Here is a 20,723-nt window from a genome sequence, read left to right as displayed (position 1 = left end):
TTTATCGGCGGGACTTATGTCCCGGCCCCGTGTTTTAGATTGGGTTACGCAGATTATTTTTTGATTTGAGTAAGTGCATTTTTAACGGCTTGTGCTTGGAAATCAGCCTGAGCCTGCTTCATAACCTTGGCACGGTCAGCAGCCGACATGGTTGGATTCTTCTTCATAGCGGTCATCACTTGCTTAGTGATGAAGGCTTTGGCCTGAGTCTTAAGCTTTGCCTGGTAAGACTTGCTTGCCATCATTTTCTTTAAGGCTTTGGCTTGCTGAACGGAGAGAACCTGGACTGATTTGTTTACATAAAGAATATTTTGTCTTTTGATAAACTTGTGATTTTCACCTGAGATACCAAACCACAATTTGGTGGCATCGCTCGTATATTCCCAACGAGTTGTGTTCGTCACCATGTGAGTTGTTCCATCGACCTTGACGACTTTATTGGTCGTGTCAGTGGTTTGGGTATGAGACTTTTTCTTGGAATCTTGGGCTTTTTGGTAGATATAAACCTGGTGCTTATTGGCAGTACCAATTGGTTGATACAAAATCATCTGCATCTGCTTGTTGCCAATTGGGTATATTTGTTCGGTTGTGGTCTTGGTAACCTGCTTCATGCCGTAATGATCATGGTCGTTTTTGATAATGAAGACCAGTGAGACAATCGCAAGCAGGAGTGACAGCGCGGTTAACGTGTAACTGGCTGGCTTACTGGAAATGTAGATGAAGAAAACAAATGAGAGAACAACTCCGATAACAAGTGTTAAAACGATCATTACTCTTCACCTCCATTTTTAGTATAGTCGCTTGAGTGACCGCGGTTCTTCAAGAAGAAGGCGGTGATCAGGGCTAGGATACAGAAGAGCAGTGAGATGGCAAATGCGGCGTGATACCCACTCAATGTCGCGTTAATCATGTGATCACGATATCCCAATGGGTTGGATGTCAGCATTGATTTACCAGGCTGGTTGCTCTTGGTGACGTTTGTCAAAATACTGATCAGAATCGCGGTACCAACGGAAGCGGCAACCTGTCGCTGGGTGTTGTTGACAGCAGTTCCGTGACTCAGCAAATTGATTGGCAGAGAATTCATACCAACTGTGGTAGCCGGCATCATTGTCATTGAAATTCCAAACATTCGAATTGCGTAGAAAACAACAATGTAGAGTGTTGATGTGCTTTTGGTGATGAAGATAAATGGAATTGAACCCAAAGTCAGCAGGAACATTCCTAAGATCGACAGGCGTTTAGCACCAAATCGGTCAACAGCCCGACCGGTAATTGGGCTCATAATTCCCATCATCAAGGCTCCGGCTAACAACGTTAATCCAGACTGGAACGCTGACATCCCTTTAACAATCTGAAGGTACAGCGGAATGACCATTTCTACTCCGACCATGGCCATCATGGTAACAGAACTCAGGATTGCCGATACGGTAAATGGAACTGATCGATAAACTCTGAATTCCAAGAATGGGGTTTTCATGGTTAATTGACGCCAGATGAACAAACCAATGAAGACAACCCCGACAATCAATGTTGAAATAACGAGTGTACTGCCCCAGCCGTCATCACCAACGGATGAGAAGCCGTAAAGCAGGCTGCCGAATCCAATTGTTGACATCACAACGGAGAGTAAATCGATACTTGTCTTCTTGGTATCCAAAACGCTTTTAACAAGCCAGAAGCTTGCTAAAATAACCAGGAACATCAAAGGAATGATCATTCCGAAAAGGTCACGCCATGTCCATGTATCAATGACCCATCCTGAAAGGGTTGGCCCAATGGCAGGCGCCAGCCCGATAACAATTCCGGCGAGTCCCATTGCGGTTCCTCGCTTGGCAGGTGGAAAGATTGACAGCATGATTGTCTGAAGCAATGGCATGGTTACACCAACACCCAGTGCTTGAATCAGACGACCAACTAATAAGGTACCAAAATTTGGTGCGATGTAACAGACAATCGTACCTGCAAAAAAGACTGACATGGCACTGATATACAGCCACTTTGAATCAAATCTTGTGCTTAGCCAAGCACTAACTGGAATCATAATTCCGTTAACCATCATGAAACCAGTGGTCAGCCACTGAACAGTCGAGGTGTTGACATCGAATGCTTTCATAATGGTAGGAAATGCGGTTGAAAGAATCGTTTGGTTAAGAACGGTACAGAACGTTCCGATCAAAATAACGATAATCATTAAACCACGGTTATATGAATTTCCATTTTTATCTACTGCGTTACCCACGATTTATGACCTTCTTTATTTATAAAATTTACTTACTTTCAAAAATCGAACATGGACTAATATAAGATTATTCGTCGTGATTGTCAAGTATCTTGACAAGGACATTTAAAAATATATACTTAATGTTAATAAATGTCTTACGAGTACCAGACAATCTAATAATAAAAATGCCGATATCACGGCAATGGAAGCAATTACAAGAATTGCTTATCCGGAAACGAGGGATAATTTTGGATAAAGAGTTCCAACAAAAGTTGGCTCAAATTATAAATAATAATGACTGGCACCTGGGAATTGGGGATGTCGCCAACGCAACCGGGGTCTCGCAAACCAAGCTGAGATACTGGGAGCGGAAGGGATACATTGAAAGTACCCAGGGAAAAGGGCAAAATCGCAAATTTACCTATATGATGCTGATGAAGGTTTACCAGATGAAACTATTATTGGATCAGGGATATACTTTATCAGTTGCTGCCCAGAAGGCGGATTCAAAAAGCCGTGATTTACGATTAGTCAAGCAGGTTTTGTTTGACCGCTTCCAGGGAATGGCAACCATTGATGGTCACCCTGCAGTTAACTTAGGGTATTTAAACGATAATCAAGATTCAATTCTCTACGCAGTTGTCCAAAAAGATGGGACCAAGTTCAAGATTGTCCCGGTTAAAAAATAATTTTGATTAATTAGACAACTTTCTGCTTGCATTTTAGACCCCTATAAGCGTTACACTGTTTATATTAGAAAAATGATGGAGGAGAATTTATGTTAGAGAAGATCACTTATAAAGAGCTGCTTAGCCACGCCTTTGATATTCCTGTATCAGTGACATACTGGGACGGTAAGACCGACAATTATGGCGATGGCGAACCGCAAGTTAAAATTGATATCAAAAAAGAGATTCCATTAAAGTACCTAACCTCCAAACCAACTTTAGTATTGGCTGAAGCCTACATGAATGGCGATATTGACATTGAAGGCAGCATCCAGAAATTGGTGACCTCTGCATTCAGAGCCGATCACAGTTTCTTAACAAACAACCCATTTTTAAAACATCTGCCAAAAATCTCCCATTCGGAAAAAGCCAGTGAAAATGATATTCAAAAGCATTACGATATCGGAAACGACTTTTACAAAATGTGGCTTGACAAGAGTATGACTTATTCATGTGCCTACTTTGAGCATGACGACGATACGTTGGAACAAGCTCAAATTAACAAGGATCGTCATATTCTACATAAGCTCAAGCCGGTTGCCGGCAATTCACTGCTTGATATTGGAAGCGGCTGGGGAACTTTGTTGTTCATGGCTGCCGAAGACTTTGGTCTAAAAGCCACCGGGATTACACTGAGCCAGGAACAATATGACTACACTAAGGACCAAATCAAAGCCCGCCATCTTGAAGGTAAGGTTGATATCTTACTCGAAGATTATCGAGAAGTTAAAGGGCAATTCAATTATGTAACCTCTGTCGGCATGTTTGAACATGTTGGGAAGGAAAATCTTGGCCTGTATTTCCAAAAGGTTCATGATTTCTTGAAGCCTGAGGGCCGCGCATTGATTCACGGAATCACTGGTCAACATGAGGGTGCCGGAGTGGACCCGTTCTTGAATAAGTATATTTTCCATGGCGGATATATTCCAAACGTTGCTGAAAACCTGACCCACATCATGGATGCCGGGATGCAGATCAGTGACTTGGAGCCGTTGCGCCGTCATTATCAAAAGACTTTGGAAATTTGGTATGATAACTACACCAAGGTGATTGACCAAGTGAAAGAAAAGTATGGCGTGCCATTCTCCAGAATGTGGGGCATGTATCTCCAAGCATGTGCAGCTTCATTTGAAGCTGGAAACATTGACGTGATGCAGTATTTGCTGACCAATTCTCCAAGTGGAACTGGTCTGCCGATGACCCGGCAATACGTCTATCAGGCAAAGGGTGAATAAACCTTTGATAAAAGCACGAAAGGGAAACGCAATTTTGCATTTCCCTTTTTTTATTCTTCATGACCGACTTGTTTAAGATAATCTGCAAATGGTTCCTTGCCGGTATCTTTACCGGATTCTTTAGCTTCATACCAGTCAATTTTGTCGTTTAGAATTTGTAAGTGATGTTGGACCTGGCGATATTCTTCCATGAAATCCGCTTTGGTTTGTTTGAGCAAATCAAGGCGATACGGAATGGTTGAATCACCTTCAGCTCGCCATGTCACATATTTCTTCAGGTCGTTGATGCTCATTCCGGTTCCTTTGAGGTGGAGCAGGAATTTGACCCATTTAATGTCCTGTTCGGTGAAGTACCTTCGGCCATTGGCAGTTCGGCGGGCTTTGAGCAGGCCCTGATTTTCGTAATAACGGATGGTTGGTGCAGAAAGGCCGACGATCCCGGCAAATTGGCCGATTTCGTAAGTGGGTTCTTTGGTTGTTGTGGGCATATAAATTCCTCCAGTATCAAAAACAGTTGACTTAAAGTTCACTTTAAGTTGTAGTCTACTCCTTGTAAACCGAATCTTGCAAATCAAGGAGGATTTAATGGCAAAAAATGAAAGTATCAAGGACGGGGTTATTTTTCCCGCTGGTCCGAAAAATGACGCATATGCAAAATATTTTGTTGGTCAAAGCTATCTGCAGGGATTGGTTAATGATCCTGAAGTGAACGTGGGTGTTGGCAATGTGACCTTTGAGCCCGGCTGTCGCAATAACTGGCACATTCACCATGACGGCTACCAAATTTTATTGGTGACTGGTGGTGAAGGCTGGTATCAAGAAGCTGGGAAGCCGGCGCAACATTTGGTTCCCGGTGACGTTGTGGTGACCCATGATGGCGTCAAGCACTGGCATGGCGCAACCAAAGACAGTTGGTTTTCACACATTGCGATTACGGCTGGGACCCCAGAATGGCTGGAACCTGTTTCAGATGAAAAATATGACAAATTGGAGGTTAAGTAATTATGACAAAAAAACAAACAGCAGGTCGGGATGCATTGGGAGATTTTGCGCCGAAATTTGCTGAATTAAATGATGATGTTTTGTTTGGGGAAGTTTGGTCAAGAGAATCACAATTATCCGCACGGGACCGCAGTATGATTACCTGCGCAAGCCTGATGTCTCAAGGGCTGTTCCCGCAGTTGGAGGCGCATATGAAGATTGCCAAGGCAAATGGTGTAACCAAGGATGAGATGGTTGAAATCATCACTCATTTAGCATTTTATGCAGGCTGGCCAAAAGCTTGGTCGGCATTTGGCATCGCAAAAAAGATTTTTGATTAATAAATTTGTTGAGCTGTTCGTTTCTCGAAAGGCTATAATTTAGTTATCAACGATGAGAGGAACGTGAACATATTGAGACGTAATTTGAACCAAATGATCAAAGGGGTGTTGGTGGCGGTTTTCGCAGCCGTTGCACTGTTTGTGATGGCGGGAGCCGTGAACAACACCTCTGCTGCAACTTGGCATCAGGGAACACCAAAAATTCTTCGCGGTAAGTGGCGGACCAAAGTGGCCAGACTATCAGGAGTAACCGGGCGGGCACATTTGCACATCACCAAGCATGCATTAACCAATTCACCCAAGTTTCCACCGCAGGATCCAAACTATTCCAACAAGCTCCATTACAGATATCTCGGTAAGCATGTGTATAGTATTGTGGGTCGTGAGTACAATAACGCCCCTGCTGGTGGATTAAAAATTCACTTCTTAGCCAAAGTTTATAGCCATCACAAGATCTATTTCAAACAAGTTAATGGTCGGTCAGATGGTAATGGTGTGTTTTACAAATATTAATCAACAAGCAGTCGGAACAATTTCCGGCTGCTTTATTTGTAAATAGACTTATTAAATTCATGAAGCCATGGTATGCAATAAAGTTGATAGAGTGGGATTCATAATATTTAAATTAGTTCTAGTTTAGAATCATTATTGAAAACGTTCTAAGAATATCGTACACTGGAGTCAGGTAGTAAATGACTGACATAGGAGGATACGAATATGAATTTCATTGGTAAAGAAATTGACGATTTTAAGGTAAATGCATTTCAAGATGGGGATGTTAAGCAGATTACCAAGAAGGACCTATTGGGGCATTGGTCAATTGTTTTCTTCTATCCGGCTGACTTTTCATTTGTTTGTCCAACCGAATTGGGCGACTTGGCCGATAATTATGAAGATTTCAAAAAAGCCGGTGCTGAAATCTATTCGGTTTCTGAAGATACAGAATTCGTTCACCAGGCATGGCATGAGCAGAGCGAGGAAGTTGGTAAGGTTGAATATCCAATGATTGCTGATCCTGCCGGCAAGCTTGCCCGTTTCTTCGAAGTCTTGGATGAAGATGCCGGTCAAGCCTATCGTGGGGTGTTCATCATTGACCCTGAAGGCAAAGTCCGTTCATACACGATTAATGATATGGGCATCGGCCGAAACGCCAAAGAAGTATTGCGGACGTTGGAAGCTGCTCAGTTTGTGGCTGAACATGGTGATCAAGTCTGCCCAGCTAATTGGAAGCCGGGAGAAAAGACACTTAAACCAGGCACTAAATTGGTTGGCAAAATTTAGTTAATTAACAAATTCAAATATGGTCAACAAAATAGGATTCAGCAGCCGATCGGTTGTTGAATCCTATTTGTCATGGAGATTAATAAAATGATGGTTTATCGAAATTGGTGTTTGGTTCGTTGACACCAAGACTCTTGCGCGCATACTTGCGTGAATCATCATTCAAAATATCAACGATGAGTTGGGCAACCGCCTGACGGGTTACTTCTGTTCCGCCAAATGGTTCACCGCTTTGAGTCAACTCGTAATTGGTATTGCCGTCTTTGTCATACAGCCATGCCAGACGCAACAACGTATAAGTCAAATCAGAATCTTTAATCGCTTTTGCGGTTACTTTTCGTTTGGTAATCGAGCTTTCGATCATGCTGGTATTCCATTGGCCAAAGGCACCCTTAACTTCGTCTTCGATGCCCAAGACTGTGGCACCGATGAATTGACGAACGTGGTTGGCGTCCATTGCTTCAATGATGTTATTAACGGAGGTGATGTCGCGCATTTCGTTGAGATAAACGGCATCAACACCATCCATTGCCTTGTTTAACGTGTCTTTGTCGTTGAAATCGCCATCGATCACGGTTTCCCGTTTTGGATCGGTCACTTTAATTCGGTTGCTTGCGTTCCGAGCGTACAGTTTTAAATTAAAATCAGTTTGTTTTAAGAGCTGGGGAATTAAGAAACTGGAAATTTGTCCGGCAGCACCAAGAATTAATACAGTTTTCAAAAGAATTCCTCCCAAAAAAGATTTAGCTACATCTTCACTATACCGCAAATTTGAGCTTGAGTAACTTTGAGCAATCTTTTTTCAGAGGAATTCAGCTAATTATTTATTTTGACAAGTCCTGTAATGCTTTTTGAGCTGCGACGTTAATGACGTTCCATGGACGGTCGAATCCTGGTTGGAAGAAGAAATCGGCATAAGCCAAATCATCCAACGTCATGCTGCCTTGAATTGCCAAACTGATTGCGTTCATATTCGCAGTAACATCTCGTTTTGACATGATTTGAGCACCCAAGATCCTGTGATTTTCCGGATCAAAAGTCAGTTTGAAGTAAACTTCTTCATTGCCTGCTTCGTCAGGTACAAATGGTGGTTGAGTGGTGTCAGTCACAAAGACTGATTGGCTCTTGACACCATTGGCTTCTGAAGTACCTTCTTTGATTCCAGTTGATGCAAAGTGGTAATCAAAGACTGACAGGGCGGATGAACCGGAAACGGCCGGCATCTTCATGTCGTGACCAAGGAGATTCTTGGCAGCAATTCGACCTTGACGACGGGCGTTGGTAGCTAAGGCAATCTGTAGCTTTTTACCGGTAGGGGCAAATGGTACCTTAGTGCTGTCACCAACCGCGTAAATGTCGGGTTGACTGGTTTCCAAATGATCATTGACTTTAACCAGTCCCTTATTGTTTAAATCAAGGGTATCTTTGAGCCAGCTGGTGTTTGGCTTAATGCCGGCAGTCTCGACAACCAGATCGCTTGGGTATTCAGCCTGGTCCGTTTTAACACTTTGGACTTTGCCGTTTTCGCCATTAAATTCTTTGACTGTTTGGCCGGTTGCCAGGTAGATATTGTGGTCGGTCAAAGTCTTGGATAAGACATCGGTGAATTCCTGGTCAAGATACAGAGCCAGTGGGCGAGGAAGAATATCAATCAGGGTGACGTGTTTGCCGGCCTTTGAGAAGACTTCGGCTGCTTCAATCCCAATATATCCGGCACCAATGACCGTCACATTTTGAACATCGGGATCAACTGTCTTGGCTTTTAGTTTGATCGCCCAGTCACGTCCTCGCATTGCATAGATGTTTGCTAAATCGTTACCAGGAACAGGAATACTGGCTGGAACAGCACCGGCCGACAGAACCAACTTGTCATATTTTTCTTCACGGGTTGAATCATCATCGAGATTGTGGACCACGACAGTATGGGCTTTTGGATCAATTGATGTGACTTCCTGGTGGACGAAGACATTCACTCCCTTGGCACGCATGCCCTTTGCGGTTGCATAACGAACGGAATTAACGTCTTTGACGACCCCTTCAAGATAAAGCTGCATCCCACAAGACAGGAATGAAACAAAGTCACCTTTTTCATACCATTGGATTTCAGTATCGGGCTTCTCAGCTAATATTCCTCGAACGGTTTCAAAACCACCATGAGACGAACCAACAACGATTACTTTCATCAGTAATTCCACCTTTCTTTGCGAATTGTGAACAAGTCATTCACTTGTTAAATATAGCGTAACATATTAATGAGTATAAATGTTGAATAGTTTAGAATGATTACAATATATACTTTGGTGCTTATTCCGAATAACTTATATGTTTCACTAAAATCAAGAAACTTAGGGAATTGTTAAACTCGGTAAAATACAACCGGCGTTTGATTTTATAAAATTCTATTTAGAATGATTATTCCGAAAGCGTTATCATGTTCAGGCAAATTTCCAATAAAAAAAGTCCTGAAAATTTCAGGACTCAAGCACCATTATTTGAGTAAATATTTGAGTGCCAGTATCTTTTTTCGATAAAGTAAGCAAAGTCTTTCAAACCTTCTGCTCAGTATTCAAACAAAAGGCCTCCTAGTTTTCACTTTTCTTTTCCAAAGCGTTTATCAATATGGGCTTTATGCGATAAAAGATGACCTCGGCCACAACGAACCCGACTGCCAAGGCGATCGCGATTGTTAAAGCGTTAAACATATATTGACCGGTTCGCATTTCATTTCCAAGGGTGAAACTGCGCATGCCGAGGTACAAAATACCACCGGGAACCAGTGAGACCAGGCTTGGGACATAAATGATGTTGACAGGGACCCGAAACAGCATGGCAGAAATATTCCCCAAAATGCCAATCACGATGGCTGCCGTGAAGTTTGGAAGGATCAGACCGTTATCGACTTGGAGAACCAAATAATAGGCAACCCAGGCAAGCGATCCGGTAATTCCCGCAGGCAGTAATGAGCGCCTCGGCACGTTGGTGACCAAGCCGAAGCCCACGGTTGACAGAAAACTGACAATCAGCTCAATGAGAATTTTCATAAGGCACCTCCGATCAGATGGAAAATAATTCCGGACAGTGAAGCTCCAATCACAACACCAGCACCGATGGAACCTGCGATAATGAGTGCATCAACGGCACGGACAACCCCGGAAATCGTATTTCGATCAATAATTTCCCTAAATGAATTGGTAATGGCAACTCCGGGCACAAGGGGCATCAAGGCACTGACAATGATATTTCCAGCATTGGTAGCAATTCCCATCGACTGAAGAAAAGCAGCCAAAAAGCCAACCACGAATCCACCTAAACCGGGTGAAACGTAGGGTGTTTTAATCCGTGGACTTGATAGTGCGGCAGCCAAATAGCCGAAAATTCCAACAAAAAATGCCAGCCCCAAGTCAGACCAGGTTGCTTTGAACAGCAGCATGGGGGCAACGGAAACCAATGCAGCACCAAAGATTTTTTCCGGCCAGGTGAAATCAATTACTTTTTTGTCAATTTGGTTGATTGTCTTTTTGAGTTCGTTAAAATCAATTTTGCCGGTGACAAACTTTCGAGACATTGTATTAATTTCATCAACTTTTTCCAAATTGAAATCGCCCAAGCGAACTTTCACCAAGTGGGTTCTGGTCTGATTGTTGACACCCACGAACAGAGCGGTGATTGTCGCATGGCAGGTGATGTCATAGTGAGCTGCGCGGCCAATGTACTCAACGGTTCCTTCCACGCGCGAAGTTTCGGCACCACTCGTGAGAAGGATTCTGCCGACTTTTCCGCAGACGGCGATTAACTCGTCTTCTGATATTGATTGATCCATAGTTCCACCCCTCATTTAGTCTATGTTGCCTATTATAAACTCATATTATTTTAATATTCGCAAAAATATTTTCAAAAAGTTGGTTGACAATGGTAAATCAAGATGATAAAGTTACATCAATTATTAAAAACAAATTAGACATTGAAGAGAAGAGTAGCGTTAATGTATTCCTAAAGAGAGCTTCGTTTGGTGAGAGAAGCGGTTTGCAGCGGCGTGAAGATGAGCTCTGAGTCAGGTATCCGGTCGAAAGGCTAGGGTGTCCGGTTGCTACCGATATATGGCCGAGTATAAACAGAGTGCGACGAAGAACATCATCTTCAAGCACGTATCCACCAAATAGTGGATATTTTCGATACAGAAATCTGTCGTACTTATCAAGGTCGTTATTGTGAGGTAACGATAAATCAGGGTGGCATCGCGAAGCTTTCGTCCCGTAGTTATATAACTACGTGGACGAAAGCTTTTTTATTTTATTTAAGGAGATGATTTGGATGACGGCAAATGCATTAAACGGATTTTTGAACGCAGAACAAAAGTGGAACCACCACGAAGTAACCAATCCTTTATCAATCTTGGTGTTGAATTTGATGCCAACCCGGGAGAACACAGAACAGCAATTCTTAACACGATTCAGTGAGATTTCCACCGACGCCGAACTCACGTTTATGTATCCGCAGTCCCATCATTTCCGAGGAACGTCGAGAGAAGATATCGAGCGGGATTATGTCTGTTTGGATCAAATTAGGGACTTTCATTATGATGGCTTGATCGTCACCGGTGCACCAGTGGAAACCCTGCCTTTCAATCAAGTTGACTACTGGAACGAAATTGAAACGATTATTGATTGGGCACGCACGCACTGTACAGAATGTTTGTACGAGTGTTGGGCTGCTCAAGCGTGCTTGTTCCATGACTTTGGTATCAGAAAACACCAGTTGATCAGTAAACTATTTGGTATTTTTCCAGCTGATAAAATTAATCCGGCGTCTGAAATTGCTCAAGGCTTCGTTGGACCGGAACAACTCAGAATGCCCCAATCCAGGCATACTAGCATTGTTCTCGACGAGGATGATTTGCCGGCCGACTTGTTGGTAGACGTATCATCAGTTGAAACCGGCCCAATCATCTTATCGTCGGCAAAGCGTCACAGCACGTACATCACAGGTCACCCCGAGTATTCCGAGGGCACGTTGGCACTGGAATACTACCGGGACCTGTACGAACAGATGCCCATCAGATTACCTCGGAATTATTTTATCGACCAGGATTCCGGAACCGTTGATTATTCATGGAAGAGCAGCAGTATTCAGATTTATGACAATTGGACAAAAATTATCGAAAAAAAGAAAGTAGGGTTATCAATATGACAGAAGAAAACAACAACTTACGCTTTGAAACACTTCAAGTACACGCAGGACAAACCGTAGATGAAACAGGTTCAAGAGCAGTGCCGATTTACCAAACCACTTCATACGTGTTCGACAATCCAGAACAGGCAGCTGGGCGTTTTGGCCTAACTGATCCCGGAAACATTTATACGCGACTCACCAACCCGACAACCGATGTCGTTGATAAACGGGTGGCTGCGCTGGAAAACGGAACCGGCGGGGTGACGCTGGCAACTGGTTCGGCAGCAATTACCGCAGCGATTCTCAACGTTGCTGCTAAAGGGGATGAAATTGTTTCTGCCAGCACATTATATGGTGGAACTTTCAACTTATTCAATGTTACCTTACCAAAATTAGGGATCAAGACTCACTTCGTTGATCCCGACGATCCAGCCAATTTTGAAGCACCAATCAACGAGCATACCAAAGCGCTTTACATTGAAAGTATCGGTAATCCCGGAATCAACCTGATTGATTTTGAGGCAGTCGCAAAAATTGCGCATAAGCACGGGATCATTTTGATTGTTGACAATACCTTTGGCACACCATATCTGGTTCGGCCATTGGATCATGGAGCTGACGTTGTCGTTCATTCCGCTACCAAGTTTATTGGCGGCCACGGCACAACAATGGGCGGCGTGATTGTTGAAAATGGCAAGTTTGATTGGAAAGCAAGCGGCCGATATCCAGGCTTTACCGAGCCAAATGCCCAATATAACGGATTGGTATTTGCAGACCTCGGGGGAGGGGCCTTTACCACCAAAGTCCGGGCAGAGTCATTACGTGACTTGGGGGCAACCATCAGTCCATTTAATTCATTCCTGTTGCTTCAAGGACTTGAGTCATTGTCACTACGAGTGGAACGTCACGTTGAAAATACCCAAAAGATCGTTAAATTCCTCCACAATCATCCAAAAGTTGCTTGGATCAACTATCCAGGACTTGAAGACAGCAAATATCATGATTTGGCAGAGAAGTATTTCCCAAAGGGTGTCGGTTCAATCTTTACACTCGGTTTAAAGGGTGGCGAAAAGGCCGGCAAACAGCTGATTCAAAACCTCAAGTTGTTCTCATTACTGGCGAATGTGGCTGATGCCAAATCACTGATCATTCATCCGGCATCAACAACCCATGCCCAATTGAATGAAGAAGAATTACGTGAAGCCGGGATTACCCCAGATTTGATCCGGGTTTCAGTCGGGGTTGAAAATGCCGACGACCTAATTGCAGACCTGAGTCAGGCACTTGAAAAGATTCCAGACACTGTCGAAGAAACCGTTGTTGCACCCAAGCCTTAACGCATAATGAAATATGTATTTATATAGAAGGATTAACTGCGTTTTGCGGTTAATCCTTTTTTGCGTTGCTGCTGTGCCTGAGTTTGCTGGCTCCACCTGCTGTAGTGGTTTTCATTGGCTGCCAATTCGTGGTGGATTTTGCCGGCTTGGCTCTGCCTGCCATAGTGGCTTTGATTTCAAGCCTGTAGTCTTGAAATGCAAAGGTATCGTAATCACCGATTTCATCGGCATCAACGATACTTTCACTATGGCTGGCAACGCCAAGCCGGCAAAATCGGGCAGCAATATCTCTGACAGACGTCAATTCACTTGGATGGTCAACGACTATTGCAAGTTAGAAGATCTCAAAGTAGCCGTTTTTCAGTTTGCAGGCATTGCCAGCAGTAGTATCGATGCTGTTGAAACGGCTGAAAGCCATGATTACAGCATCTTGGTATTTCGAGACTACAGGCTCGAAATCCAAGCCACTACAGCAGGCGGAGACGGGAAACTGAAAAACGGCGACAGTCAAAATCCCACCATGTATATTTATATCAATGAAAGCAAGTATTTTTGCATGAATAAAAGGGTGAATAAATTTCATTTCATAGGCTAATATACATGTTTATGGCCTTAATTGTGAATAAATATTGAAAGCAAAATAAAATAATGAATAATACCTAAAAAACGTTGCATTTTATTGTATATCGTTGTAAGATGTTTTCATTCATTAATATTCTTCTAATTGAATATTTAAAAAATGTGAGGCGATTTATTTGCAAGTTGCAGTTGTTGGAATAACAGGATATGCGGGAATGGTGTTGTACCAGCTTCTTCGCCAGCACCCAGAAGTGGATGGCATTAACTTGTATGACCACAAGCTAACGAAGAATGAGAAACTTTCAGAAATGGTACCTGCCTTTTATACAGATGAGACATTTGTTCAGCCATATTCTCCAGATTCAATCATGGCAGATAATCAGCTGGTGTTCTTCGCAACCTCAGCGGGGGTTACTTCAAAACTTAGCCGGCCATACATCGAAGCCGACTTTCCGGTGATTGATTTGTCTGGGGATTTGCGGCTTAACGATGAAGCCGAGTATGAACGCTGGTACCACAAGCCGTCTGCTTCCAAACAGGCACTTAATTCCGCTCATTATGGTCTGGCAGATTTTGAATCCGCCCATGAGCAAAAGTATGTTGCCAATCCCGGCTGTTATGCGACTGCAACATTGCTTGGCCTGGCACCGTTGGTTCAAGCTGATTTGATTGATCCCGATACGATCATTGTTGATGCAAAGTCAGGGACGTCCGGCGCCGGTAAGAATCCGGCTCAATCAACCCATTTCACTCAAGCCAATGACAATTTGCAAATATATAAGCCCAACCAACATCAGCATATTCCAGAAATCATGTTGGAGTTGCAACATTGGAACGATCACGTAAAAGCTATTCAATTTATGACAACGTTGATTCCGATTACTCGAGGCATCATGAGTACGATCTATGCAAAAGTTGAACCAGGTGTGGATGCCAAACAAATCGATCGGGCATACAAGCAGACATATGAAGGCAAACCATTCGTCAATTACACCGGTGAGCATTTACCTGACATCAAGCAGGTTGTTGGAACCAATAATTGCAATATCGGCGTTGTCTACAACCCGGTAACCGGCACAGTGATGGCAGACAGTGTCATTGACAATTTATTAAAAGGAGCGGCCGGACAAGCCGTTCAAAACTTTAACCAAATGTTTGATTATCAAGAAACCAGTGGACTGGAACTTCAGACGTTCCTGCCATAAAACAAGGAGAGATTGCGATGCAGATGACAAGTGAAGATTCAATTGAAGTAAGTAAGTTTACCTGGCCGAAGGGCTTTTATGCTGACTCAACCCATGCCGGATTAAAGCCTGATCAAGATGATATGGGCTGGATCTATTCCGAAACCCCGGCAGATGCGGCCGGAGTATACACGACCAACCAATTTCAGGCAGCCCCAACTAAATTGACCAAGCTGACCATCAACGTGGCTCATCAGTTACAGGCCGTGGTCATGAACAGTGGAAATGCCAATTCTTGTAATGGCGAACAGGGTGAAACCGATGCCCTGCTGATGCAAAAGATGGCAGCCGATCGTTTGAAAATTGACGCCAGTGAAGTGGGAATTGCTTCAACCGGTGTCATCGGCGAACCGCTGCCAATGGCTAAAATCAAGGATGGTATTTCACAACTTAAATTAACCCACAATGTTGGCTTGACCAAAGCAATTTTGACAACCGATACTCATCCAAAAACCATTACCGTGAAATGTATGGTAGATGGCAAGGAAATTACAACAACTGGTTTTTGCAAGGGCTCTGGCATGATTCATCCGAATATGGCTACCATGCTGGGATTTGTCACAACCGATGCTGCGATTGCTGGCGCAGATTTGCAACATCTTTTAAGCACAACGGTTGATGAGACCTTTAATCAAATCACGGTTGACGGTGATACTTCAACCAATGACATGGTTGTTGTCATGGCCAATGGGGCGGCTGAAAATGAACCGCTTGAAGAAGGCACGGCCGACTACTCAACTTTTGTTTCGGCTTTCAAGAAGGTTTTAACCCACTTGGCACAAGAGATTGCCGGGGACGGTGAAGGGGCCTCCAAGCTGGTTGAAGTCAACGTGGCAGGCGCATACAGCCATTTGGAAGGCCAGCAGGTTGCCAAGGCAATTGTCGGGTCCAATCTTGTTAAGGCAATGATATTTGGTGAGGACGGCAACTGGGGCAGAATCATGCAGGCGATCGGTCAGACAACCGCCCATGTTGACTTGAATGGTGTCAGCGTTTCAATCAATGGTCTTCAGTTAGTCAAAAACAGCTTGGGAACAGGCATTGACGATGACGAAGTGACAAAAACCCTTAAACAAAAGAAAGTCACAATCGATGTGGATTTAAATGCAGGCAAAGCGACCGGAACTGCCTGGGGATGCGATTTGACTTATAAATACGTTCAAATTAACGCTTCATATCGAAGCTAGGAGGTGGGAAACATGAGTCAGATAATTGTGATCAAGGTTGGTGGTAACGCAACAAACCACCTAACAAACGGATTCTTTGAACAGTTACATGCATGGCGAAAAGCCGGCAAGCAGATTTTGATTGTTCATGGCGGCGGGCCCCAGATTTCTGAATGGAGTAATCAACTGGATTTGCCGGTCAACAAGATTAATGGCATTCGAGTGACCAGTCAACAGACACTGAAAGTGACTCAGGCAGTGCTGTTGGGGCTTGTTCAACCGGCTTTATGCAGCCAATTGTCTGCTCATGGTCTCTCGGTGATTGGTATGAATGCGACTGGTCAGGCCGTGGCATTTGCTGATTATTTGGATCAAGCAGTCTACGGTGAAGTTGGCAGTGTGACGGCAATCAACGAGGCTTACATAAAACATGCGTTATCAGCCGGAATTGGCGTTTGCGCACCCTTAGCTGCCACTCATGAAGGAAATTACCTGAACGTCAACGGTGACGTTGCGGCAGCGGCAATTGCCCGTCTGTTGGGTGCGGAAAAGTTGTACTTGGTGACCGATGTTCCTGGCGTGATGGTCAACAGTCAGGTGATTGATCAATTGAGCCTGCAAAAGGCTAATCAATTATTTGAAGATGAGGTCATCAAGTCAGGAATGAAGCCCAAGATAAAAGCAGCGTTCGATGCTTTAAAACATGGTGTAAAAGAAGTAGAAATTACAAATCAGCTGCAGCATCCCGGTACCAATTTATCGGTTGACCAGCTGGCGGTTTGAAGGGAGACTGATTTAATGGAACATATTTTTCCGACATATGCCCAATACCCAATGGAAATTGTTTCGGGTCACGATTGGCATTTGGTCGATAGCAATCAGAAATCATATTTAGATTTTACGAGTGGAATCGGTGTCTGCAGCTTTGGCTACAGTAACGACTGGATTGAGCAGAGCGTCTTGAATCAATTGGGAAAAGTTTGGCACACGTCTAATTTGTATCCCAGCCAATTGCAGGATGACGTTGCCAACGCCCTGTGTCCTGACGGCATGCTGGCTTTCTTCTGTAATTCGGGAACTGAGGCCAACGAAGCGGCATTCAAATTAGCCCGTAAGGCAACTGGTAAAGGTAAGGTACTTGCTTTTAACAATGGCTTTCATGGACGGACGTACGGGTCGATGTCGTTAACTGGAAATCCGGATATTCAAGCCGGCTTTAAACCGCTGGTCCCCGAAGTCAGTTTTGCAGATTATAACGATCCCAATGCTTTGGACGCGATCACAGATGATTTGGCAGCCGTTATTCTTGAAGTGATTCAAGGTGAGGGTGGTGTCGTCTCTGGTAATGGCGAATGGCTGCAAAAGGTTGCAGATAAGTGCCATGATCAAGGTGTCTTGTTGATTATTGACGAAGTGCAGACTGGAATTGGCCGAACTGGCAAAAAGTTTGCCTACCAAAATTTTGATTTGGATCCGGATATCATTACGTGTGCCAAAGCATTGGGAAACGGGCTGCCGATTGGTGCCATGCTGGGCAAGAAGAAGCTTGCGTCAGCATTTGGCCCCGGTTCTCATGGGACGACTTTTGGCGGCAACAAGATTGCTCTGTCATCTGCCAAAGCAGTCCTTGAACAGTTGACACCAAGCTTCTTAACGGAAGTTCAACAGAAATCAAAAGCAGTGTTTGCGGCGATCAACGAACAAATTGAACCACTAGCGGTCGTCGATAGCATCAGTGGGCTGGGGTTGATGATCGGAATTCATTTGAATCCTTCAATTAAAGTAGATGACGTTATTGCCAAGCTTCAAGATGAAGGGATGTTAACACTTTCTGCCAAACACAACACGTTGCGGCTATTACCACCACTCGTGATGAGTCAAGAAGACCTGCTTACCGGTATCAACCAGATTGCCGGTGTCTTGGAATCCATTGATTTGACAGTTGAATTATAGAGCTGGTTAAAATGTGAAAAAACTGTGAATATTTCTCATATTACCTTGTCAATCCCCTCCGCAACAGTTATCTTTAAGATAACAATTGTTCGCGAGAGGGATGAGTACAGTGAAGGCAGCCGTTTATATGTTGAAATATGCATGGTACCTGTTGGCTGGTGGCGTTGCATTATTGTTGATCTACTTTTACGATGGCGGTCTGGCACTGAAGTATATCTATGCAACCGGACATTCCCGTTGGACAGTTAACTTATCGATGCTGGACTGGTATTATTTGTTTAACTTATGCCTGATTCTGCCATTTGTCAGGGGAGTCATGAAGCGCGCTTACCGCAAGGATTCCGTTGAGTTCGAGACTTATAAAGATAAGGCGTTGCGTTTACACCATTCCGATGCCCAGGCGAATCATAAAGGCAGATCCTGGTCGGCAAACGGGGTAACAACAAATCCTTGGGAGTATCAGTATTCTCAAACCCAGTCGTATAAAGGAGCAGCTGACTTCTCTTTTAATGTTGCTAAGAACTTGTTTTTAAATATTTTGATTATTATGTGTGGACCTTTATTTCTGGTTTATGTGGTTGTTAAGAAATTTAGGCAGAGAAAAAGCCTGTAACTCCAGTGGATGTTGGGTTGCAGGCCTTTTGGTTTGTCTTTATTTTTTGGGGGAGAGGAGAAGTAACATTCGAGTGCGTTTTTTTATTTTACTTTCTGGTTCCTTCTGCTTCGGAAACACGTTTCGACGGACCTGATGCTTACTTCTAAGTGCACTTTAATCAGAGTTCCAAACCCAGGAACTCCAATCAAAGTACCCTTAGAAATCGCATCACCCGGGTCTCGGCACGCTCTAAACGTGTTCCCCAAGCCAACTTCCTCCGCTTAGCCAAATAACGAGCTTCAATGCAAGACCCGCATTAAAACTCGTTATTCACCTAATGCTCGGAAGCTAACCGGCTTGGCTCACACTCTAATTTAATGGCTCCGTCGTCTTCATCAACTCGGCAGGCCAGAGTGCCAACAGGTGGCCGTATCCTTGCTGATCAAATGCCAGGCATTCCCACTCACGCTTTGACTGGAATACCGAGTAGTTGATGTCATCCGGGGTTGCGGAACCGGCTTCCAGCTTGTCGATTGGGATTGATGTCAGCACGTCATCGGAAACGATATAGATACGGTTGTTGACGTTATTGAACGCAACCCCCTGGTTAGGTGAACCACCACGGGTTCTCAGCTTTTGTGGGGCAGCTGCGAACTTAACGCCGTTCTCATCCAATCGACCATAGAAGATCATATAGCCCATACCGTTCTTTCGGCCCCAATAGGCGTTTCCGTTTTTGTCAAATACCAGGGTATGCAGCTGGAGATTGCCTTTGGTACCTTGGAACATCTTGAAGTTATATTGGCGAATTGGCTCCATTGTGTTAGGATCTATTTCCAAAACGTTATTGTTTTCGTCTCGGTTTCTCAAATCGGTCAGGGTGTTGTCTTCAACCAGATACAAATGTTTGTTTTGAGGGTTGAAGGTCAAAGTCTGGCCGTGGCCAATATCAACTTGGGGACTCAGTTGAGCAGTCTCGGCAATTTCAATATTTTTGAACAAATCAGGATTTTGAGCCTTAATTTTATCGATATCAGATTGATTACTGTCAATTTCCTTTTGAAGGGCAGTAATCTTCTTCTCATCAGCAGCTTGCTTTTTGGTGTTTGCCTTGAGAACTTTTTCCAAATGGTTTTTGGCAGTATCTTTAGCTTTTCTGAATTTGGTCTGATCGGTCCGTTTGGCATTCTTCAGATCATTGATTTCTGCTTTCACATTCGCCAATTTGTTGGAATACTTTTTGACAGCGTTAAATGAACCTTTCATTGATTCATAATAGCTTTCATATTGGTTGTTGTGCTCGGCGCCTTCTTCGGTGTATGGGTTGAAGTAATTGAAGGCTGTCCACAAAGCCATTGGATCGTTTTCCAATCCAAGCTGCTTTAGTTTGTTTGTATCAAATTTAATGATGACACCAAGGTTTGTGTCACTTCCGTTGGATTCAACGAAGTAAACATTGCCGGAATCATCCAAGGCAACACTTTGAAAGTTACCATGTTGGTAGTCAGTGACATTAAAGCCATCAGGCAGGAACCATTGGGTTTTAAACGCATTTGCAGTAGTTGTCGTGGCGGCTGTTGTTGCAAATGTATCGCCAGCGTTGGTTGTCGTTGGGTCAATTGTTCCCTGGTTGTATTTCCGATCCATATTTCCCACCGGAGAGGTGTTGTTAATTGTTTTTAGATCATCAGAGTTGTAATTCGTTAACACGTTCCCGGAATTAATCTGGGGGATGGATTTGACGGCGCCTGGAACGTCAATGATATCTGCTTTGACAGTCGAAGTCGTGGCAAACATGCCTGCCGATGTCAGAGCAAATGCAGCGATAACAATAGCTTTTAACGGTTTTTTCATTCTTATCTCGTCCTTTTCATAGATTAGTCATATTGG

22 protein-coding genes are annotated in these 20,723 nt (G+C 43.7%); 14 read left to right on the top strand and 8 right to left on the bottom strand.

Annotated features, from left to right (window positions below):
• Window positions 1-53: 53 nt before the first annotated feature.
• Together FD17_RS09090 and FD17_RS09085 are read right to left on the bottom strand one after the other, a co-directional pair.
• Window positions 54-770 carry a DUF4811 domain-containing protein gene (locus FD17_RS09090; protein WP_057825812.1) on the bottom strand — a complete coding sequence of 239 codons (717 nt, stop codon included), beginning with the start codon at window positions 768-770 and terminating at the stop codon, window positions 54-56.
• Window positions 770-2,242: an MDR family MFS transporter gene (locus FD17_RS09085; RefSeq protein WP_057825810.1), complete on the bottom strand. Its 1,473-nt coding sequence runs from the start codon at window positions 2,240-2,242 to the stop codon at window positions 770-772. The genes FD17_RS09090 and FD17_RS09085 overlap by 1 nt, the downstream gene beginning before the upstream one ends.
• A gap of 230 nt (window positions 2,243-2,472) precedes the next feature.
• Here FD17_RS09085 and FD17_RS09080 point away from each other — a divergent pair, with 230 nt between their 5' ends.
• Both FD17_RS09080 and FD17_RS09075 read left to right on the top strand, forming a co-directional pair.
• Window positions 2,473-2,913 carry a MerR family transcriptional regulator gene (locus FD17_RS09080; protein WP_235803201.1) on the top strand — a complete coding sequence of 147 codons (441 nt, stop codon included), beginning with the start codon at window positions 2,473-2,475 and terminating at the stop codon, window positions 2,911-2,913.
• Between the two features lie 89 nt (window positions 2,914-3,002).
• Window positions 3,003-4,187, top strand: a complete 1,185-nt coding sequence (locus FD17_RS09075) for an SAM-dependent methyltransferase (protein ID WP_057825806.1) — start codon at window positions 3,003-3,005, stop codon at window positions 4,185-4,187.
• Between the two features lie 50 nt (window positions 4,188-4,237).
• Here FD17_RS09075 and FD17_RS09070 read toward each other — a convergent pair whose 3' ends face one another.
• The gene (locus tag FD17_RS09070) at window positions 4,238-4,675 is read right to left on the bottom strand and encodes a MerR family transcriptional regulator (protein ID WP_057825804.1); all 438 of its coding nucleotides are present in this window, start codon (window positions 4,673-4,675) and stop codon (window positions 4,238-4,240) included.
• Between the two features lie 97 nt (window positions 4,676-4,772).
• Here FD17_RS09070 and FD17_RS09065 point away from each other — a divergent pair, with 97 nt between their 5' ends.
• The 4 genes from FD17_RS09065 to ahpC all read left to right on the top strand — a co-directional run bounded on the left by FD17_RS09065 (window position 4,773) and on the right by ahpC (window position 6,790).
• The gene (locus FD17_RS09065) at window positions 4,773-5,189 is read left to right on the top strand and encodes a cupin domain-containing protein (RefSeq protein WP_057825802.1); all 417 of its coding nucleotides are present in this window, start codon (window positions 4,773-4,775) and stop codon (window positions 5,187-5,189) included.
• Between the two features lie 2 nt (window positions 5,190-5,191).
• Window positions 5,192-5,509: a carboxymuconolactone decarboxylase family protein gene (locus tag FD17_RS09060; protein ID WP_057825800.1), complete on the top strand. Its 318-nt coding sequence runs from the start codon at window positions 5,192-5,194 to the stop codon at window positions 5,507-5,509.
• Between the two features lie 72 nt (window positions 5,510-5,581).
• The gene (locus FD17_RS09055) at window positions 5,582-6,022 is read left to right on the top strand and encodes a hypothetical protein (protein WP_156653614.1); all 441 of its coding nucleotides are present in this window, start codon (window positions 5,582-5,584) and stop codon (window positions 6,020-6,022) included.
• A gap of 204 nt (window positions 6,023-6,226) precedes the next feature.
• Complete coding sequence (gene ahpC / locus FD17_RS09050; RefSeq protein WP_057825796.1) at window positions 6,227-6,790, top strand: alkyl hydroperoxide reductase subunit C; 564 nt, start codon at window positions 6,227-6,229, stop codon at window positions 6,788-6,790.
• 79 nt (window positions 6,791-6,869) lie between these two features.
• Here ahpC and FD17_RS09045 read toward each other — a convergent pair whose 3' ends face one another.
• The 4 genes from FD17_RS09045 to FD17_RS09030 form a co-directional block, all read right to left on the bottom strand.
• Window positions 6,870-7,511 (bottom strand): NAD(P)H-binding protein, encoded by a 642-nt coding sequence (locus tag FD17_RS09045; RefSeq protein ID WP_057825794.1) that lies wholly within the window; start codon window positions 7,509-7,511, stop codon window positions 6,870-6,872.
• Between the two features lie 103 nt (window positions 7,512-7,614).
• Window positions 7,615-8,973 (bottom strand): FAD-dependent oxidoreductase, encoded by a 1,359-nt coding sequence (locus FD17_RS09040; RefSeq protein ID WP_057825792.1) that lies wholly within the window; start codon window positions 8,971-8,973, stop codon window positions 7,615-7,617.
• A 399-nt stretch (window positions 8,974-9,372) separates the two neighbouring features.
• Window positions 9,373-9,831, bottom strand: a complete 459-nt coding sequence (locus FD17_RS09035; protein WP_057825790.1) for a threonine/serine exporter family protein — start codon at window positions 9,829-9,831, stop codon at window positions 9,373-9,375.
• The gene (locus tag FD17_RS09030; RefSeq protein ID WP_057825788.1) at window positions 9,828-10,610 is read right to left on the bottom strand and encodes a threonine/serine exporter family protein; all 783 of its coding nucleotides are present in this window, start codon (window positions 10,608-10,610) and stop codon (window positions 9,828-9,830) included. Before FD17_RS09030 ends, FD17_RS09035 begins: the two co-directional genes overlap by 4 nt.
• Before the next feature lie 491 nt (window positions 10,611-11,101).
• On the opposite strand from FD17_RS09030, the gene FD17_RS09025 reads away from it, so the two are divergent.
• The 8 genes from FD17_RS09025 to FD17_RS08990 all read left to right on the top strand — a co-directional run bounded on the left by FD17_RS09025 (window position 11,102) and on the right by FD17_RS08990 (window position 18,851).
• A complete protein-coding gene (locus FD17_RS09025; RefSeq protein ID WP_057825786.1) occupies window positions 11,102-11,977 on the top strand; it encodes a homoserine O-acetyltransferase/O-succinyltransferase family protein in 876 nt (291 codons plus the stop codon).
• The gene (locus FD17_RS09020; protein ID WP_057825784.1) at window positions 11,974-13,296 is read left to right on the top strand and encodes an O-acetylhomoserine aminocarboxypropyltransferase/cysteine synthase family protein; all 1,323 of its coding nucleotides are present in this window, start codon (window positions 11,974-11,976) and stop codon (window positions 13,294-13,296) included. Before FD17_RS09025 ends, FD17_RS09020 begins: the two co-directional genes overlap by 4 nt.
• A gap of 43 nt (window positions 13,297-13,339) precedes the next feature.
• A complete protein-coding gene (locus FD17_RS09015; protein ID WP_057825782.1) occupies window positions 13,340-13,891 on the top strand; it encodes a hypothetical protein in 552 nt (183 codons plus the stop codon).
• 160 nt (window positions 13,892-14,051) lie between these two features.
• Entirely contained in the window at window positions 14,052-15,080 is a 1,029-nt protein-coding gene (gene argC, locus FD17_RS09010; protein ID WP_057825780.1) for an N-acetyl-gamma-glutamyl-phosphate reductase, read from the top strand.
• Window positions 15,081-15,097: 17 nt separating this feature from the next.
• Window positions 15,098-16,306 (top strand): bifunctional glutamate N-acetyltransferase/amino-acid acetyltransferase ArgJ, encoded by a 1,209-nt coding sequence (gene argJ, locus FD17_RS09005; protein ID WP_057825778.1) that lies wholly within the window; start codon window positions 15,098-15,100, stop codon window positions 16,304-16,306.
• A gap of 12 nt (window positions 16,307-16,318) precedes the next feature.
• Window positions 16,319-17,068, top strand: a complete 750-nt coding sequence (gene argB, locus FD17_RS09000) for an acetylglutamate kinase (RefSeq protein WP_057825775.1) — start codon at window positions 16,319-16,321, stop codon at window positions 17,066-17,068.
• Window positions 17,069-17,083: 15 nt separating this feature from the next.
• On the top strand, window positions 17,084-18,238 hold the full coding sequence (locus FD17_RS08995) for an acetylornithine transaminase (RefSeq protein ID WP_057825773.1): 1,155 nt from the start codon (window positions 17,084-17,086) through the stop codon (window positions 18,236-18,238).
• 100 nt (window positions 18,239-18,338) lie between these two features.
• Window positions 18,339-18,851: a hypothetical protein gene (locus FD17_RS08990; RefSeq protein ID WP_057825771.1), complete on the top strand. Its 513-nt coding sequence runs from the start codon at window positions 18,339-18,341 to the stop codon at window positions 18,849-18,851.
• A 351-nt stretch (window positions 18,852-19,202) separates the two neighbouring features.
• Here the strand turns inward: FD17_RS08990 and FD17_RS08985 are convergent, their stop codons facing one another.
• The gene (locus tag FD17_RS08985) at window positions 19,203-20,687 is read right to left on the bottom strand and encodes a prefoldin domain-containing protein (RefSeq protein WP_057825770.1); all 1,485 of its coding nucleotides are present in this window, start codon (window positions 20,685-20,687) and stop codon (window positions 19,203-19,205) included.
• Window positions 20,688-20,723 lie beyond the last annotated feature (36 nt).

The sequence above is a fragment of the Lentilactobacillus sunkii DSM 19904 genome, from assembly GCF_001435575.1.
Classification (GTDB): Bacteria; Bacillota; Bacilli; order Lactobacillales; family Lactobacillaceae; genus Lentilactobacillus; species Lentilactobacillus sunkii.
This window is presented reverse-complemented; position numbering and strand designations above follow the sequence as displayed.

Excerpts from the sequence above, each read along its gene's own strand:
- FD17_RS09090 (WP_057825812.1), bottom strand. The coding sequence starts at position 770 with ATGATCGTTTTAACACTTGTTATCGGAGTTGTTCTCTCATTTGTTTTC.
- FD17_RS09075 (WP_057825806.1), top strand. The coding sequence starts at position 3,003 with ATGTTAGAGAAGATCACTTATAAAGAGCTGCTTAGCCACGCCTTTGAT.
- FD17_RS09070 (WP_057825804.1), bottom strand. The coding sequence starts at position 4,675 with ATGCCCACAACAACCAAAGAACCCACTTACGAAATCGGCCAATTTGCC.
- FD17_RS09065 (WP_057825802.1), top strand. The coding sequence starts at position 4,773 with ATGGCAAAAAATGAAAGTATCAAGGACGGGGTTATTTTTCCCGCTGGT.
- FD17_RS09060 (WP_057825800.1), top strand. The coding sequence starts at position 5,192 with ATGACAAAAAAACAAACAGCAGGTCGGGATGCATTGGGAGATTTTGCG.
- ahpC (WP_057825796.1), top strand. The coding sequence starts at position 6,227 with ATGAATTTCATTGGTAAAGAAATTGACGATTTTAAGGTAAATGCATTT.
- FD17_RS09040 (WP_057825792.1), bottom strand. The coding sequence starts at position 8,973 with ATGAAAGTAATCGTTGTTGGTTCGTCTCATGGTGGTTTTGAAACCGTT.
- FD17_RS09035 (WP_057825790.1), bottom strand. The coding sequence starts at position 9,831 with ATGAAAATTCTCATTGAGCTGATTGTCAGTTTTCTGTCAACCGTGGGC.
- FD17_RS09030 (WP_057825788.1), bottom strand. The coding sequence starts at position 10,610 with ATGGATCAATCAATATCAGAAGACGAGTTAATCGCCGTCTGCGGAAAA.
- FD17_RS09025 (WP_057825786.1), top strand. The coding sequence starts at position 11,102 with ATGACGGCAAATGCATTAAACGGATTTTTGAACGCAGAACAAAAGTGG.
- FD17_RS09020 (WP_057825784.1), top strand. The coding sequence starts at position 11,974 with ATGACAGAAGAAAACAACAACTTACGCTTTGAAACACTTCAAGTACAC.
- argJ (WP_057825778.1), top strand. The coding sequence starts at position 15,098 with ATGCAGATGACAAGTGAAGATTCAATTGAAGTAAGTAAGTTTACCTGG.
- argB (WP_057825775.1), top strand. The coding sequence starts at position 16,319 with ATGAGTCAGATAATTGTGATCAAGGTTGGTGGTAACGCAACAAACCAC.
- FD17_RS08995 (WP_057825773.1), top strand. The coding sequence starts at position 17,084 with ATGGAACATATTTTTCCGACATATGCCCAATACCCAATGGAAATTGTT.
- FD17_RS08990 (WP_057825771.1), top strand. The coding sequence starts at position 18,339 with ATGAGTACAGTGAAGGCAGCCGTTTATATGTTGAAATATGCATGGTAC.
- FD17_RS08985 (WP_057825770.1), bottom strand. The coding sequence starts at position 20,687 with ATGAAAAAACCGTTAAAAGCTATTGTTATCGCTGCATTTGCTCTGACA.